General features: G+C 52.8%; 13 protein-coding genes and 1 riboswitch. Of the genes, 5 read left to right on the plus strand and 8 right to left on the minus strand.

Annotated features, from left to right (window positions below; genetic code table 11):
• Positions 1-42 precede the first annotated feature (42 nt).
• The 4 genes from rlmD to CWI35_RS07960 form a co-directional block, all read right to left on the minus strand.
• Positions 43-1446, minus strand: a complete 1404-nt coding sequence (gene rlmD, locus CWI35_RS07945; RefSeq protein WP_020279474.1) for a 23S rRNA (uracil(1939)-C(5))-methyltransferase RlmD — start codon at positions 1444-1446, stop codon at positions 43-45.
• Positions 1443-2309: a DNA-3-methyladenine glycosylase family protein gene (locus CWI35_RS07950; protein WP_014194896.1), complete on the minus strand. Its 867-nt coding sequence runs from the start codon at positions 2307-2309 to the stop codon at positions 1443-1445. The genes rlmD and CWI35_RS07950 overlap by 4 nt, the downstream gene beginning before the upstream one ends.
• Before the next feature lie 178 nt (positions 2310-2487).
• Entirely contained in the window at positions 2488-3279 is a 792-nt protein-coding gene (pdaA, locus tag CWI35_RS07955) for a delta-lactam-biosynthetic de-N-acetylase (RefSeq protein WP_014194895.1), read from the minus strand.
• Positions 3280-3461: 182 nt separating this feature from the next.
• Positions 3462-5009 (minus strand): fumarate hydratase, encoded by a 1548-nt coding sequence (locus CWI35_RS07960; RefSeq protein ID WP_021321832.1) that lies wholly within the window; start codon positions 5007-5009, stop codon positions 3462-3464.
• Between the two features lie 230 nt (positions 5010-5239).
• Here CWI35_RS07960 and yfkAB point away from each other — a divergent pair, with 230 nt between their 5' ends.
• Positions 5240-6364 (plus strand): radical SAM/CxCxxxxC motif protein YfkAB, encoded by a 1125-nt coding sequence (yfkAB, locus tag CWI35_RS07965; protein ID WP_119877639.1) that lies wholly within the window; start codon positions 5240-5242, stop codon positions 6362-6364.
• A 29-nt stretch (positions 6365-6393) separates the two neighbouring features.
• On the opposite strand, the gene CWI35_RS07970 is transcribed toward yfkAB, so the two are convergent.
• Together CWI35_RS07970 and cax are read right to left on the minus strand one after the other, a co-directional pair.
• Entirely contained in the window at positions 6394-7182 is a 789-nt protein-coding gene (locus tag CWI35_RS07970) for a YfkD famly protein (protein WP_011229928.1), read from the minus strand.
• Between the two features lie 152 nt (positions 7183-7334).
• Positions 7335-8387: a calcium/proton exchanger gene (cax, locus tag CWI35_RS07975; RefSeq protein ID WP_011229927.1), complete on the minus strand. Its 1053-nt coding sequence runs from the start codon at positions 8385-8387 to the stop codon at positions 7335-7337.
• Between the two features lie 146 nt (positions 8388-8533).
• Here cax and CWI35_RS07980 point away from each other — a divergent pair, with 146 nt between their 5' ends.
• Both CWI35_RS07980 and CWI35_RS07985 read left to right on the plus strand, forming a co-directional pair.
• Entirely contained in the window at positions 8534-9667 is a 1134-nt protein-coding gene (locus CWI35_RS07980) for an MFS transporter (protein ID WP_015373936.1), read from the plus strand.
• A gap of 124 nt (positions 9668-9791) precedes the next feature.
• Positions 9792-9938 (plus strand): BH0509 family protein, encoded by a 147-nt coding sequence (locus CWI35_RS07985; RefSeq protein ID WP_011229925.1) that lies wholly within the window; start codon positions 9792-9794, stop codon positions 9936-9938.
• 344 nt (positions 9939-10282) lie between these two features.
• Here CWI35_RS07985 and CWI35_RS07990 read toward each other — a convergent pair whose 3' ends face one another.
• Together CWI35_RS07990 and CWI35_RS07995 are read right to left on the minus strand one after the other, a co-directional pair.
• Positions 10283-11116: a YihY/virulence factor BrkB family protein gene (locus tag CWI35_RS07990; RefSeq protein ID WP_011229924.1), complete on the minus strand. Its 834-nt coding sequence runs from the start codon at positions 11114-11116 to the stop codon at positions 10283-10285.
• Positions 11117-11167: 51 nt separating this feature from the next.
• Positions 11168-11656, minus strand: a complete 489-nt coding sequence (locus CWI35_RS07995) for a low molecular weight protein-tyrosine-phosphatase (RefSeq protein ID WP_013146347.1) — start codon at positions 11654-11656, stop codon at positions 11168-11170.
• Positions 11657-12005: 349 nt separating this feature from the next.
• Here CWI35_RS07995 and CWI35_RS08000 point away from each other — a divergent pair, with 349 nt between their 5' ends.
• Both CWI35_RS08000 and CWI35_RS08005 read left to right on the plus strand, forming a co-directional pair.
• Positions 12006-12230 (plus strand): DUF1128 domain-containing protein, encoded by a 225-nt coding sequence (locus CWI35_RS08000; RefSeq protein WP_011229922.1) that lies wholly within the window; start codon positions 12006-12008, stop codon positions 12228-12230.
• 129 nt (positions 12231-12359) lie between these two features.
• Positions 12360-12464, plus strand: a riboswitch (SAM riboswitch).
• A 125-nt stretch (positions 12465-12589) separates the two neighbouring features.
• Complete coding sequence (locus CWI35_RS08005) at positions 12590-13297, plus strand: phosphoadenylyl-sulfate reductase (RefSeq protein ID WP_119877640.1); 708 nt, start codon at positions 12590-12592, stop codon at positions 13295-13297.
• The last annotated feature ends 13 nt before the right edge of the window (positions 13298-13310 follow it).

Raw genomic sequence — 13310 nt, forward strand, 5'->3', positions numbered from 1 at the left:
ATTTTCCATTGACACTCCACACGGCTGAAGACGCGTGGAGTGTCAAAATTGCAGCGTTAATTTCGCCACCGCTTCCACATGCGCCGTGTGCGGAAACATGTCCACCGGTTGGATGTAGTCGACGCGATATTGTGCAGCCAAGGCATCGAGATCGCGGGCGAGGCTGGACGGGTTGCATGAGACGTAGACGACCGTTTTCGGGCGGACGTGGAGAATCGTTTCAAGCAACGCCCGGTCGCAGCCGACGCGGGGCGGGTCGACGATGATGACGTCCGGCTTCCAGCCTTCGTTCACCCATTTTGGCAGCCAATATTCGGCTTTGCCGACGACATAGTGCGTGTTGGTGAACCCATGCTTTTTGGCGTTGTTTTGCGCGTCTTCGATCGCTTCCGGAATCGTGTCCATGCCGCGCACTTCTTTGGCATCGCGAGCAAGCCACAAACCGATCGTGCCGACGCCGCAATAGGCATCCACGATCCGCTCCGTTCCGGTGAGGGCGGCCGCTTTTTTCACTTCGTCGTACAATTTCACCGTCTGCAACGGGTTGAGCTGGAAAAAGGCGCGCGCCGACAGTTCAAACGACAAATCGCCGAGCGTTTCTTGAATGTATTCGTCGCCGGCGAGCACTTCTGTCTCGTCGCCGAAAATAAGCGACGTTTTTTCGCCGTTGATGTTTTGCACGATCGATTTCACTTCTGGAAGACGGCGGCGGATTTCCTCGATCAACAGCTCTTTGCGCGGAATGTCTTTTGTCGCTGTCACAAGCACAAGCTGGATGTCGCCGGTATGAAAGCCGACGCGGGCGACGATCGTCCGCACGACGCCCATTCTTGTCCGCTCGTTGTAAATCGGGATGTGCAAGTCTTGCAAAATCGTTTTCACGATGTTCGTGACGCGCGTCGTTTGCGGGTGTTGGACGCGGCATTCCGACAAGTCGATGAGCCGATGGGAGTTGAGGCCGTACAGGCCGGCGAGCACCTTCCCTTCCTTCATTCCAACTTGAAACTGGCTTTTGTTTCGGTAATGCCACGGGTTGTCCATGCCGATCGTCGGGCGGATGTCAAGCTTGTCGACATCGAGGCGCCGGGCATGGCGGCGGAGCGCCTGGATGACAATGTCGCGCTTCGCCTCGAGCTGCGCCTCGTACGCCAAGTGCTGCAACTGGCAGCCGCCGCACTGGTCATAGAGCGGACAGGGCGGCTTGATGCGGTTTGGCGAGCGCTTGCGGATGCGCTTGATTTTCGCCTCGGCGTAGGTTGGGTGGATGTCCGTCGCCTCAACGATGACTTCTTCACCCGGCAAGGCGCCGGGGACGAAGACGACTTGTTTTTGGAAATAACCGACCCCTTCGCCGTTAATGCCGATCCGTTGAATCGTCACGGGAAATTGCTCGCCTTTTTTGATTTTGATGTTCATTTGTTGCTTTGCCATATCGGTCCCTCTCATTCAATGCTTCGCCATAAATAAAGCGCCGCATAGCTGGCGTACGGCTTCCATCGTTCGCCAAGCGCCGCCATCTCTTTTGTGGTCGGCCGCTTCGGAAGCCCGAACCATTTTTCGACCGCCCGCTGCAAACCGATATCCGCCGGCGGGAAGACGTTTGGGCGGCCGAGGCCGAAGAGGAGGAAATTTTGCACGGTCCACGGACCGATGCCGCGCACGGCGGTCAGCCTCTCCATCACCTCGCCGTCTTCCATCTGCTCGAGTTCATCAAGCCGCAGCTTCCCCTCGGCAATGAGGCGCGACACATTGACGATATATTCGGCTTTCCGCCCGCTCAGCTGCAAGGCGCGCAAGTCCTCGTACGAGCGGGCCGCGATCTCTTCTGGGCGCGGGTAAAACCAAACGCCGTCCCGCTCCTCGCCGAACGTTTTCACAAACCGCTCTGTGAGCCGATAGCCGACTTTGAGATGAAGCTGTTGGTGGATCAAACATTTGACGAGGCAAAAATACAAATCAAAATCAAGCACCAACGGCAGCCCCTCATAACGGGCAAACAGCGGCGCCAGCTCGGTCGCCTGAAAGTAGCCGTGCACCGAGGCAAGGGGCGTCCGCCATTGAAACAGATGAGAAATCCGTTCGATGATCTCCTGTTGCCGCTCGGGATGCGGCCCCGACACGATAAAGCGCGGGGCGTCTTTCGCGCCGATGCTTTCCACCACGACAGGCACCTTTACGTCATCGAGATGAAGCGGCACGGTGACGCGCTGCCGCTCTAGATCAACCGCCAGCAGCGGATCGAGCGCCAATCGCTCCAACGCATGCGCAAAATCGTACGGCGCGGGCACGGTAATCGTTTGCTTCCACATCGTTCTCACCTTTCTCATTTGTCCGTGCCCCTATTATAACGAAAAACGCCCCGTCGAACCAACTTGTTGGCAGGACGAGGCAGCGGCATATGGTTCGGTTGACAGAACGAGGCGGGTTTTCGAATGGTCCAACACACAACGTTTCGTACCACTTTTGCGCTCAAGTGATGAAAGCGGCTTATGGGCGAAACAGCCGCGGATGGAGGCCCATCTTTTTCACCATCAACTCATCTAAGCTGGCAAACGTATACCCTTGTTTGCGCAAGTCGTCGATCACCTTCGGCAGCGCTTCGGCATTGTCTTTGGACACGGAATGCAACAGCAAAATCGCCCCCGGATGGATTTGTTTCATGATTTGGTCGTAAGCATATTGCCAGCCGCGCTGGCGGTCAGTTTGCCAGTCGACGAACGCAAGCGACCAAAAGACGTGATAATAGCCAAGGTCGCGGGCGAGAGATAACGTCCGTTCGCTGAAAATGCCGCGCGGCGGGCGAAGGTACGCCATCCCTTTTTGCCCGGTCAATTCCTCGGTCTTTTCTTTTACTTTTTCCAGCTCTTCACGGAACCGCTCTTCGCTTGCCGCCGTCAAATCGGGATGGTGCCATGAATGGTTGCCGATGATATGCCCTTCCGCCGCCATCCGTTTGACTAAATCGGGCGCTGTTTGCAAATAATGACCAGTGACAAAAAAGGCGGCTGGCACATGTTTTTCCTTTAACACGTCCAAAATTTGCGCCGTATAGCCGTTTTCATACCCGTTGTCAAATGTTAAATAGATCGTTTTTTCGCTCGTGTCGCCTAAATAAAAGGCGTCATATTTGGCGAGCAGTTCATCGAGCTCTTTTCCCGCCGATGGGGGCTCGTGGTTTTCGCTTCTCTTAAATCCCCAATGGATCGGCGCATTGCTTATGGCAAAAGCAGGGGCGGGAAAAAGCGAGAGCGCTAAAACGAGAGAAATGAGCCATCTCATGCCTAGTTCCTCCTTGGCCGCCATCTTTTCCTCTTTCTTATTGTTTTCACCCCTGACCGCTTTACGCGCGCCATTTTTTGCAAAAAAAGGCCCCAAAAGCAAGCGCTTTGGGGACAGAGAAGAAAACGGGATCAGCTTGTTTGAATACCAATAGCCATGTGCTTGAAATTCAGCTCTCCTTCTTACTTGAACACCGGCTCTTTGAACTGAGCCAGCTTTTCAAGCGACGATTTTTCCACATCTTCATGCAAGCTGTTGCCGTGCGAATCCATCGTGACAACAGCAGTGAAGTTTTCGACGCGCAAATGCCACATCGCTTCGGGGATGCCAAACTCCAGCAAATCAACGCCTTCCACGGATTTGATGCAATCGGCGTAATATTGCGCCGCGCCGCCGATGGCGTTCAAATACACGCCGCCGTGTTCTTTTAACGCTTGCAGCGTCTTCGCGCCCATGCCGCCTTTGCCGATGACAGCGCGGACACCGAATTTTTTCATGATGTCGCCTTGGTACGGCTCTTCACGGATGCTTGTCGTCGGGCCGGCAGCTTTGGCGTGCCAGCGGCCTTCTTCATCTTTTAACATGACCGGGCCGCAATGATAAATGATTTGCCCGTTCAAGTCGACCGGCGCGTCATGGTCCATCAAATATTTATGAATGGCATCGCGGCCGGTGTAAATGACGCCGCTGATGCGGACGACGTCGCCGACGCGAAGCTGGCGCACTTGTTCTTCCGACAGCGGCGGAACAAGGTCGATGACGCGTGTGTCGCCTTGTTCAAGCGCCGCGGCTGCTTCCGCTTTTTCCAACTCTTTTGCAAAATCGACGTCTTCGCCGTCTTGGTACAGCCATTCGATGATCTCACCGGTCGCCGGGTCGATTTTCACGCCCATGCGCCGAAACGCCCAGCAGTTGTAGGCGACCGAAACGAAGAAGCTCGCCGGGATGCGGTGCATAACGCCGATTTTACAGCCAAGCAGCGTCGATTCGCCGCCAAAGCCCATCGTGCCGATGCCAAGTTTGTTGGCGTTTTCCATAATGTATTCTTCGAGTTGGCGCAATTCTTCAATCGGATTGACATCATCGACCGGACGGAACAGCTGCTCTTTCGCCAACTCATAGCCCGATGAGCGGTCGCCGCCGATGCCGACGCCGATAAAGCCGGCGCTGCATCCTTGCCCTTGCGCTTGGTACACCGCATGCAAAATGCATTTGCGGATGCCGTCAAGGTCGCGGCCGGCGCGGCCGAGCCCCTCGAGTTCACACGGAAGGCTGTATTGAATGTTTTTGTTTTCACAACCGCCGCCTTTTAAAATAAGGCGAACGTCAATGTAATCGTTTTCCCATTGTTCAAATTTGATGACCGGCACGCCTTCCCCTAAGTTGTCGCCGCTGTTTTTGCCGGTGAGCGAGTCGACCGAGTTCGGACGCAGCTTGCCGTTTTTCGTCGCTTCGACAATGGCGGCGCGGATCGCTTTTTTCATTTCGATTTGATTCACGCCGACCGGCACTTTGATTTTAAACGTCGGCAAGCCGGTGTCCTGACAGATCGGCGACACGTTTTCGTCCGCCATTTGAATGTTCTCGACGATCGTATCGAGCGCCATGGCCGCCCGCGTGCCGGCGTTTTCGCGCGCTTTCGCCCGAGCGATCGCTCGACGGACATCCTTTGGCAGCTTCGTAGATGTTTCCACAATCAAGTCATACATGCTTTGCTGGAATTTTTCCATTTGTCTAAACGCCCCTTCCCCTGTTTATCGTCCATATGCAGTTGTCCCATCTTTTCCTATTATACTCCGTTTTCCAGCGTTGTGTAAAAAATCTTTCTTTTCGATCTCATGATTGTTCCATCCTCATCATACGAATGGGGTAGATGCAAAACATCCAAAACGATTGACAAGCGCTGCTAAGGCGGCTAATAATGAACGATAGGACTTTGTCATGGAGAGAGGAGAAAGTGATGCGTTCATCGACCATACCGGCCATTACGCCGGCGTATGACCCTTGGGAAGCGTACGTCGATATTGAAGAATATGGAAAACTACAACTGACGAATATTGAGTTTACCACAACGACGCTTTGCAATATGCGCTGTGAGCATTGTGCTGTTGGCTATACGTTGACAATGAAAGATCCCGAGGCGCTGCCGCTTGATTTGTTGCTCCGCCGGCTCGAGGAAATTCCGCATTTGCGGTCATTAAGCATCACCGGCGGCGAGCCGATGCTGTCATTAAAATCCGTCGAACAATACGTCGTTCCCCTTCTCCGCTACGCGCACGAGCGCGGGGTGCGGACGCAGCTTAATTCGAACTTGACGTTGGATTTGTCTCGCTATGAACCAGTCATTCCGTATTTGGATGTGCTCCATATCTCGCACAACTGGGGGACGATCGACGACTTTGTCGAAGGTGGTTTTGCCATGATGGAGCGGAAGCCGACGCGCGCCCAACGCGAGAAATACTTCCAGCGCATGCTTGACAATGCAAAAGCGCTGGCAAATGCCGGCGTGATGGTATCGGCGGAAACGATGTTAAACAAACGGACCGTCCGCCACTTGGAAGCGATCCACCGCCAAGTTGTCGAGGCAATGGGCTGCCGGCGCCATGAAATCCATCCGATGTATCCGAGCGATTTTGCCAGCGCTTTAGAGACGTTGAGCTTGGACGAATTGCGCGAAGCGATTCACCATTTGCTTGACATTCGCGACGAAAACGTCTGGATGCTGTTTGGCACGCTGCCGTTTTACCCGTGCAGCGACAACGAAGAAGATGTGCGCCTATTGAAGCGGCTGTATGAAAGCAAAAACGTCACCGTGCGCAACGATCCAGACGGACGTTCACGGCTCAATGTCAATATTTTCACCGGCGATGTCATCGTCACCGATTTCGGTGATGAACCGCCGCTTGGCAACATCATTCACGATTCGCTGCCAGACGTGTATGACAAATGGCGGCGCTCAAAGCTTGCTAGGGAGCTTCTTTGCCACTGCCCGTCGGCACGCTGCCTCGGACCGAACGTCCTTGTGAAGCAGACGTATTACCGCGGCGTCGATTTTACGAAGCGGTCCGCGCGCATTGGCCGATAAAAAACGTCAAGGAGCTTTTCCTTGACGTTTTATCTTGGCTGTTCACTCACCACATATGACATGTACAGGCGATCCTGCACCGGAATCCACGCCCCAACCCCTCTTGTCGTCACGTTTTTGACGACAATTTTCTTTTTGTTTCCTTTGAGCACGACGTACACTTCCCCGTATGTTACTTTCCCTTTTTCATTCACCGCCGGAGCGTACGCGTACAAATAACCTATTTTTTTCGCCGGTACGTTGTACGGTTGGTCTTTTTTCGTGCCAAGGCCGACAACCGTGCTGAAAGAGAGCGGCAAGTTCGTCTTTTCCATCGCTTTGTTTAACATCATCCGCTTAACCGCGTCTTCATTCGGCACTTTCACCGTCAACCCGCCGCGGACGTATTTTTGCATTTCTTGTTTATAGTACAACTTTTGCGCCGTATCGCCGCCGCGGTTATCAAGGAAATTCGTGTTGACCTTTTGATATTCCCAGTTCGTCGACGTTTCGATCGACTGGTAATTGAGCGGCCATTGGCCTAAATAAATCGTCGCTCGATAGCCAACGGCCCATGGCGTGTCGGTCGCCGAAGATTCATTAAAGAGATGGATCAATTCGGGATTCTCAATTTTCACATTCGCCGATCTTAACAGCTGTTTTGTAAACGAGCTCGGTTCCAAATGCGGCAAATCTTGAGTCGGGTTCGGATACGTATTTTCTTTCGATATATCAATCACCGCACCGGGCGCCGGTTTGCCGGCAGCCGCCAGCGCCGAAAACGCCGCCGCATAAAGAAGAAGCACGCTCACGAACAGCGAAACAGCCCACTTTTTCATCGTCTTCACTCCTTTCTTCCCACGTTATTCACTGTTAGTTTCTTTCAAAATGCGCCGTTTATCCGCGGCGGCGAAAATTTTCCCCGTTTGGCGCCCCACTTCCCGCACCCGCCAAAAAAACACCCGGACGGCGAATACCCGGATGCAGTCACTTACAGCAAGTAAAAACCGATGCCCATGATCGTATAGGCAGCGAGCAATGTTGCTCCTTCAAACCAGTTCGTATCACCATCATTTGACAGCACGATCATCAAAAGGACGGAAGCAGCCATCGCCACCAGCTCAGGAAGTGAAAAGACAAGCGGCATTTTTTCCGGAAACAAAAGCGAAACGAGCACAAGCACCGGCGCAACGAACATGGCGATTTGCAATGTCGAGCCGACGGCAATTTCCACCGCGACATTCATTTTGTTTTTGTACGCCATAATCACCGCGGAAGCGTGCTCCGCCGCATTGCCGACGATGGCCACGATGATGATCCCGATAAACAGCTCGCTCCAGCCGAATGACTCGGCGACCGTTTCAAACGTATGAACGAGCCGTTCCGATAAATAGGCGACCGCAACCGTCGCCAGCGCCAAAATGGCGGTCGCTTTCCCTTTGCCCCATTCGGGCTCTTCATGTTCTTCCACTTCTTCTGATTTATGCTGATATACGCCGCGATGGGTGACAAGCCGGAAATAAAGGGCAGCGGCGTAAAGCAAGATCATGATGATCGAAATGCCAACGCTCAACGCGACTTGTTCGCTGTGATTCATATGCATGGTAAACACTTCCGGAATGACAAAAGCGATGAAGATAGCAAAAGTCAGCAGCCCGGCATTATGACGAGCATCATAAATGTTGAATTCTTGCCGCTTATATTTTAGTCCGCCGACAAAAAACGATAGCCCAGCCACCAAAAGCAAGTTCCCGAGCACCGAACCGGTTAAGGAAGCGAGCACGACGTCAACGAGTCCAGCCTGCAAGGCAAAAATGGAAATGATCAGCTCGACCGCGTTGCCAAACGTCGCGTTCAACAGCCCGCCAATGCGCGGTCCGGCGACGATCGCCAAGCTTTCCGTCGCTCGCCCCATGTAGCTGGCGAGCGCAATGATCGTCAAACAGTACAACACAAACATCAAGACAGTCGGCCAATGAAGAAACCCGCCGATGACCGACACCGGCACGCCGATCCATGTCATCCAAGCAAACACCTTGTTCATTTCTCTTCCACCTTTCCTCTTGATTGTTTTCGTTGCATTGACCGCCGTTTCTATGTACGATGGATAAGGGCATTCATTCGCCCTGGGAAACATCCGGCCTCGCTTGTTTGATCGGCCGGCGATTTCAACTGAAATGGGGATGCACGATGCGTTTTGCCATCTTAACCGGGATTGTCGCCGTCTCTGGTCTGTCGCAAGGGATGTTGCTGCCGCTTCTGGCGATGCTTCTTGATGAAAACGGCGTCTCTTCGTCCGTTAACGGGGCGCACGCCGCCGCCCTGTATATCGGTGTCTTGACCATTTCGCCATTTTTGGAACGGCCGCTGAGACGCTATGGCTATCGGCTCCTCATTCTCCTTGGTGGTTTCATTGTAATATGTTCGCTTATTCTTTTTCCACTTTTTCCTTCTCTTTTCTTTTGGCTCGTTCTTCGCTTTGCCATCGGCATCGGCGATCATATGCTTCATTTTGCGACGCAAACGTGGATTACGGACTTTTCGCCGCCGGCGGAGCGCGGACGGCGGCTGTCGCTGTATGGGTGGGCGTTCGGCCTCGGCTTCACCATCGGCCCGCTGTTGGCTTCACTCGCTTCGGTCGAGAAGGCGCTTCCGTTTTATTTAGCTGCTCTCCTTAGTTTCGCCGGTTGGATCGGCGTCTTTTGGCTGCCGAACGAAAAACCAAAGCCGCTTGAACGCTCTTCGTCGGCGGCCGGTCGGTTTATTGGCGCTTGGAAACAGGCATGGCCAGCGCTTTTGTTGCCGTTTGCGTACGGTTTTTTAGAAGCGGCTGTTCATTCCATCTTCCCGCTGTACGCCTTGCGTGAGCGGATGAGCGCTGAGCAGATCGCCTTCATCTTGCCATGCTTCTCGCTTGGGGGCATCATCTTTCAGCTTCCGCTCGGAGCGCTCAGCGACCGGTTCGGGCGGCGCGAGATCATCACCGGTGCACTCTTGGCCGGCGCCGGTTGTTTTTTGATTGCCCTCACTGTCGGTGCGTCCATGGTTGGGTTGGCTGCCTGTTTGTTCACCGCTGGCATGTTTACCGGTTCGCTCTTCTCTCTCGGCATCGCCTATATGACCGACCTGTTGCCGAAAGAACTGCTTCCCGCCGGCAATTTGTTGTGCGGGATGCTATACAGTCTCGGCAGCATGACAGGCCCGCCGCTTGCCGGCAGCGTGGTGGATCTCTCTAGTCGCGCCTTTTTCCTTGCGGTCAGCGCTGTCCTCCTCGTTCCGGCCATTTGCCTCGTCAGCCGCCGGGAACAGGAAACAGCGGCTTGACCGTTTTTTTGTTTTTTATTTTTTATTTTTTCAAAAAAATCGTTGACCATTTTGTTCCCTCTGTTATATAATAAAACCAAGATATCAAGTTTCTGTTTTAAAACAGTATAAAGGAGTGGCGATCATGAGCAGAACGGAACGGAAAAATATGATCGAGTTTATCGAAAAAGTGCGGGGATTGTCGCGCGAGGAACTCGCCTATATGACTGATGCAGAAATTGAATACATTTATGAGCGCTATTACCACCATCACGAAGAAATCGTTGAATAAAGCGGCAGCGGCTCGATGTGCCTGTGTTTGCATGAAAGGAAAGGTGCCCTCAAAAAAGGAAGGGCACCTTTTTTTGATTTCCATCTATACACATAAAACGACCGCCGGGGCACAATATTACAATATGTTGTGCTATGTTGAACGAAGAACCACCTTTTGAGGCAGCTTCTTTCAATGATAGCCGTTTTGGCCGTTGGCACTGCCACTCGTCTTATGCTTTGGTCTGTTTTTTCCTTTTTGCTTCGTGCCCCCGTCTTTTTTCGTATGTTTCGTCATCTTGATCCCCCCTATGCCAAGATCCCCTGCATTGTTACGATATCCCGCCTCGGCACCGTTTATGCACGCTAACGCTGCCGTCTTTTCCCTTCGCGCTCACAGTCAAACATGGCGTTGAGTTCCCCGCCCAAGACAAGAATCATGCCGGACAAATAAAACCAAACCATCAACACGATCATCCCGCCAAGGCTGCCATACATCGCCGTGTAATCGGCAAAGTTGTTGACATAATACGCGAACGCCAGCGACGCCGCAATCCAGCCGGCGGTGGCAAACAGCGCGCCGCGCACGACGTTGACGCAGCGAAGCTGTTTGTTCGGCGCGAAATAATAAAGGGCAGTAAAGACAGCAAACAATAACAGCGAACTCGTCACCCAACGAAACGCGTTCCAAACCTCCAAAAACTGTTGCGACAACCCGAGAGCAGAGAACAAAAACAGCCCGATTATCCGCCCGAAGACCGGAAGCACGAGGGCAACGATGATGACAACGATCATGCCGAGCGTCAACACAATCGACAGCCCGCGTACGATCCAAAACGGCCGGTCTTCTTGCACATCATAAGCGCGGTTGAATGCCCTCATAATGGCACTCATGCCATTAGACGCTGACCAAATAGCTGCGATGATGCTAAACGACAACAATCCCCCATTTTGCTCATTCATGAGACGATAAACGTTCGTCTCGATGAGGTGAAGCGCCTCTTTCGGGGCGTATTGCCGCACGAGCGCAAGCACATCTTCATGCGGAATCGGCAAATACGCCAACAGCGTCATTAAAAACAACAAAAACGGAAAGAGCGACAGAAGAAAGTAATACGCCAATTCCGCCGACAAACGCGGGATTTCATCTTCCGTAAAACGGCGGGCCAACTCACGGATGAACGCCAAATTTACGACCATCGGCTGCCCTCCTTCCCCGTTTTTCCCTAGACGGGTGCGCCGCCCTCAAAGTCATTTTGTTTCCTCCACACCAAGTCGATGGTCGCGGATGATCCTCTCAAGCAAATGCTCGCACCCTGAGCGGACGAGGCGATACACTTCGGCAAAATTCCCGGTATAATACGGATCAGGCACATCGTCTTTTTCCCGGTCGGGAACAAAGTCAAGCAACCGGGCGAGCACCGCTTTCGAACGGGAGCCAGCCAATCGGCGCAAATCGTTCAAGTTGGCTGCGTCCATGGCGATGATGTAATCAAATTCTTCCAAGTCACGATGATTCACTTGCCGGGCGCGGATGCCGGAGTAGTCGATCTTATTTTCAGTCAAAACCCTTCTTGTCCCCACATGCGGCGGCTCACCGACATGCCAGCTGCCTGTTCCCGCCGAATCAACGGCAATCAGACCGTCAAGCCCCCGCTCTTTCACCAAATGACGGAAGACCGCTTCCGCCATCGGCGAGCGACAAATGTTTCCAAGACAAACAAACAGCACTTTAATCATCCAAACAGCCACCCCTCTCTCTATGTCCACGGTGCTTTCCACCGTTAGTTTTCCTTCATTTCTTTTCATCTAGCCCTTTTTGTCCCTAGAAGGACGGGGATGTAACGAAAAAACAACTCCAGCGGGGGAGCGTGTGCGAATGGGCCAACAACTTTTGTGCGCGTTCACGACAACCATTTTGAAGAAAACGAGGTGTTTCACCAACCTTTTAGACTGGCACTATGCATGTGCACCTACATTTTACCACATCATCCGTTTTTCATCAGAAAAGCAAGCCAGGCAATCTCTCCCCATTCTTCCTGCACCTATGGTACAATACATAGTAACTTGCCATGAAAGGAGTAAACGAATGGATTTATCAAAACGGTCGGCGGAAAACGTCGCCTACATGATCGAACAGTTGAAGCAAAAGTTGAAAGTGCTGAACTTGGATGCCATCAAGCCGTCCCATTTTTCCGAGGAATGGTACGATGAGTTGAGAGACATTTACGAGATGGTGATGAAACGCGAGACGTTCAGCCCAAGCGAAATGCAGGCGATTGTCGAAGAGCTCGGAAGCCTGCGCAAAAAATAACGCTCCCATCTGCTGCTAGGCAGGCAATGCAGCTGTTTCGTATAAAAACAATTCCTATCGAAAAACTATGATTGACATTATCGTCAATTGTGCTAAAATTTTAATCAATTAAATGACATGCGTTGCATACGTTGCTCGGGAGTGAGGGAGGAATTGGCTCAATGAACTCCGTCAACCTGCCGCCTATAGCAAAGTGCCAATTCCAGCTAAAGAAGATCTTTAGTAAAATAAGGGGCACCCTTTCTCCCGCTCTTTCTGATTCATGCAAGGAAGGATTTTCGCCGCCGAATTGCCGTTTGGCCGCTATATATCCGACTAATTACGTGGATTTTCTTTGATTTTGTGAGGAGGAGAAACCGATGCTCACGTATGATCAGTGGGAAAAGGCGGAAAAACCGTCTTTTCCGTCCGATAATGAAACAAAAGGGGCGCTTGACGTCCTTGCTTGGGCGTATCGCGAATACGGCGATGAGATCGTATACGCGTGCAGCTTCGGCATCGAGGGGATTGTGCTGATTGATCTCATCTCCCAAATCAAACCGGACGCCGAAATCGTCTTTTTGGATACCGGCCTGCATTTTCCAGAGACGTACGATACGATCGCGAAAGTGAAAGAAAAATATCCGTCGCTTCGCATCGTGATGAAGCAGCCGCGCTTGACGTTGGAAGAACAGAAGGCGCAGTTTGGCGACGAGTTATGGAAACGCGACCCGAACAAATGCTGTGAGCTGCGCAAAGTCATTCCGCTGCGCGAGGTGCTGACCGGGGTGACGGCGTGGATTTCCGGCTTGCGCCGCGAGCAATCGCCGACGCGGCGGCATGTCGAGTACATTAACAAAGACGACAAGTTCCGTTCTATTAAAGTCTGTCCGCTCATTCACTGGACGTGGAAAGACGTATGGAATTACGTGTACAAACGCCATCTCCCGTACAATGTGCTCCACGACCGCGGCTACCCGAGCATCGGTTGCGCCCCGTGCACCGCTCCGGCTACAGATCCGAACGACTTGCGCTCCGGGCGCTGGGCCGGCCAAGGAAAGACGGAATGCGGTCTCCATCTCGCTTAAGGAAGGAGAGAAA

The organism is [Bacillus] caldolyticus (genome assembly GCF_003595605.1).
GTDB lineage: Bacteria > Bacillota > Bacilli > Bacillales > Anoxybacillaceae > Geobacillus > Geobacillus thermoleovorans.

Excerpts from the sequence above, each read along its gene's own strand:
- rlmD (WP_020279474.1), bottom strand. The coding sequence starts at position 1,446 with ATGAGAGGGACCGATATGGCAAAGCAACAAATGAACATCAAAATCAAA.
- yfkAB (WP_119877639.1), top strand. The coding sequence starts at position 5,240 with ATGCGTTCATCGACCATACCGGCCATTACGCCGGCGTATGACCCTTGG.
- CWI35_RS07990 (WP_011229924.1), bottom strand. The coding sequence starts at position 11,116 with ATGGTCGTAAATTTGGCGTTCATCCGTGAGTTGGCCCGCCGTTTTACG.
- CWI35_RS07980 (WP_015373936.1), top strand. The coding sequence starts at position 8,534 with ATGCGTTTTGCCATCTTAACCGGGATTGTCGCCGTCTCTGGTCTGTCG.
- CWI35_RS07985 (WP_011229925.1), top strand. The coding sequence starts at position 9,792 with ATGAGCAGAACGGAACGGAAAAATATGATCGAGTTTATCGAAAAAGTG.
- CWI35_RS07995 (WP_013146347.1), bottom strand. The coding sequence starts at position 11,656 with ATGATTAAAGTGCTGTTTGTTTGTCTTGGAAACATTTGTCGCTCGCCG.
- CWI35_RS08000 (WP_011229922.1), top strand. The coding sequence starts at position 12,006 with ATGGATTTATCAAAACGGTCGGCGGAAAACGTCGCCTACATGATCGAA.
- CWI35_RS07970 (WP_011229928.1), bottom strand. The coding sequence starts at position 7,182 with ATGAAAAAGTGGGCTGTTTCGCTGTTCGTGAGCGTGCTTCTTCTTTAT.
- cax (WP_011229927.1), bottom strand. The coding sequence starts at position 8,387 with ATGAACAAGGTGTTTGCTTGGATGACATGGATCGGCGTGCCGGTGTCG.
- pdaA (WP_014194895.1), bottom strand. The coding sequence starts at position 3,279 with ATGAGATGGCTCATTTCTCTCGTTTTAGCGCTCTCGCTTTTTCCCGCC.
- CWI35_RS07950 (WP_014194896.1), bottom strand. The coding sequence starts at position 2,309 with ATGTGGAAGCAAACGATTACCGTGCCCGCGCCGTACGATTTTGCGCAT.
- CWI35_RS08005 (WP_119877640.1), top strand. The coding sequence starts at position 12,590 with ATGCTCACGTATGATCAGTGGGAAAAGGCGGAAAAACCGTCTTTTCCG.
- CWI35_RS07960 (WP_021321832.1), bottom strand. The coding sequence starts at position 5,009 with ATGGAAAAATTCCAGCAAAGCATGTATGACTTGATTGTGGAAACATCT.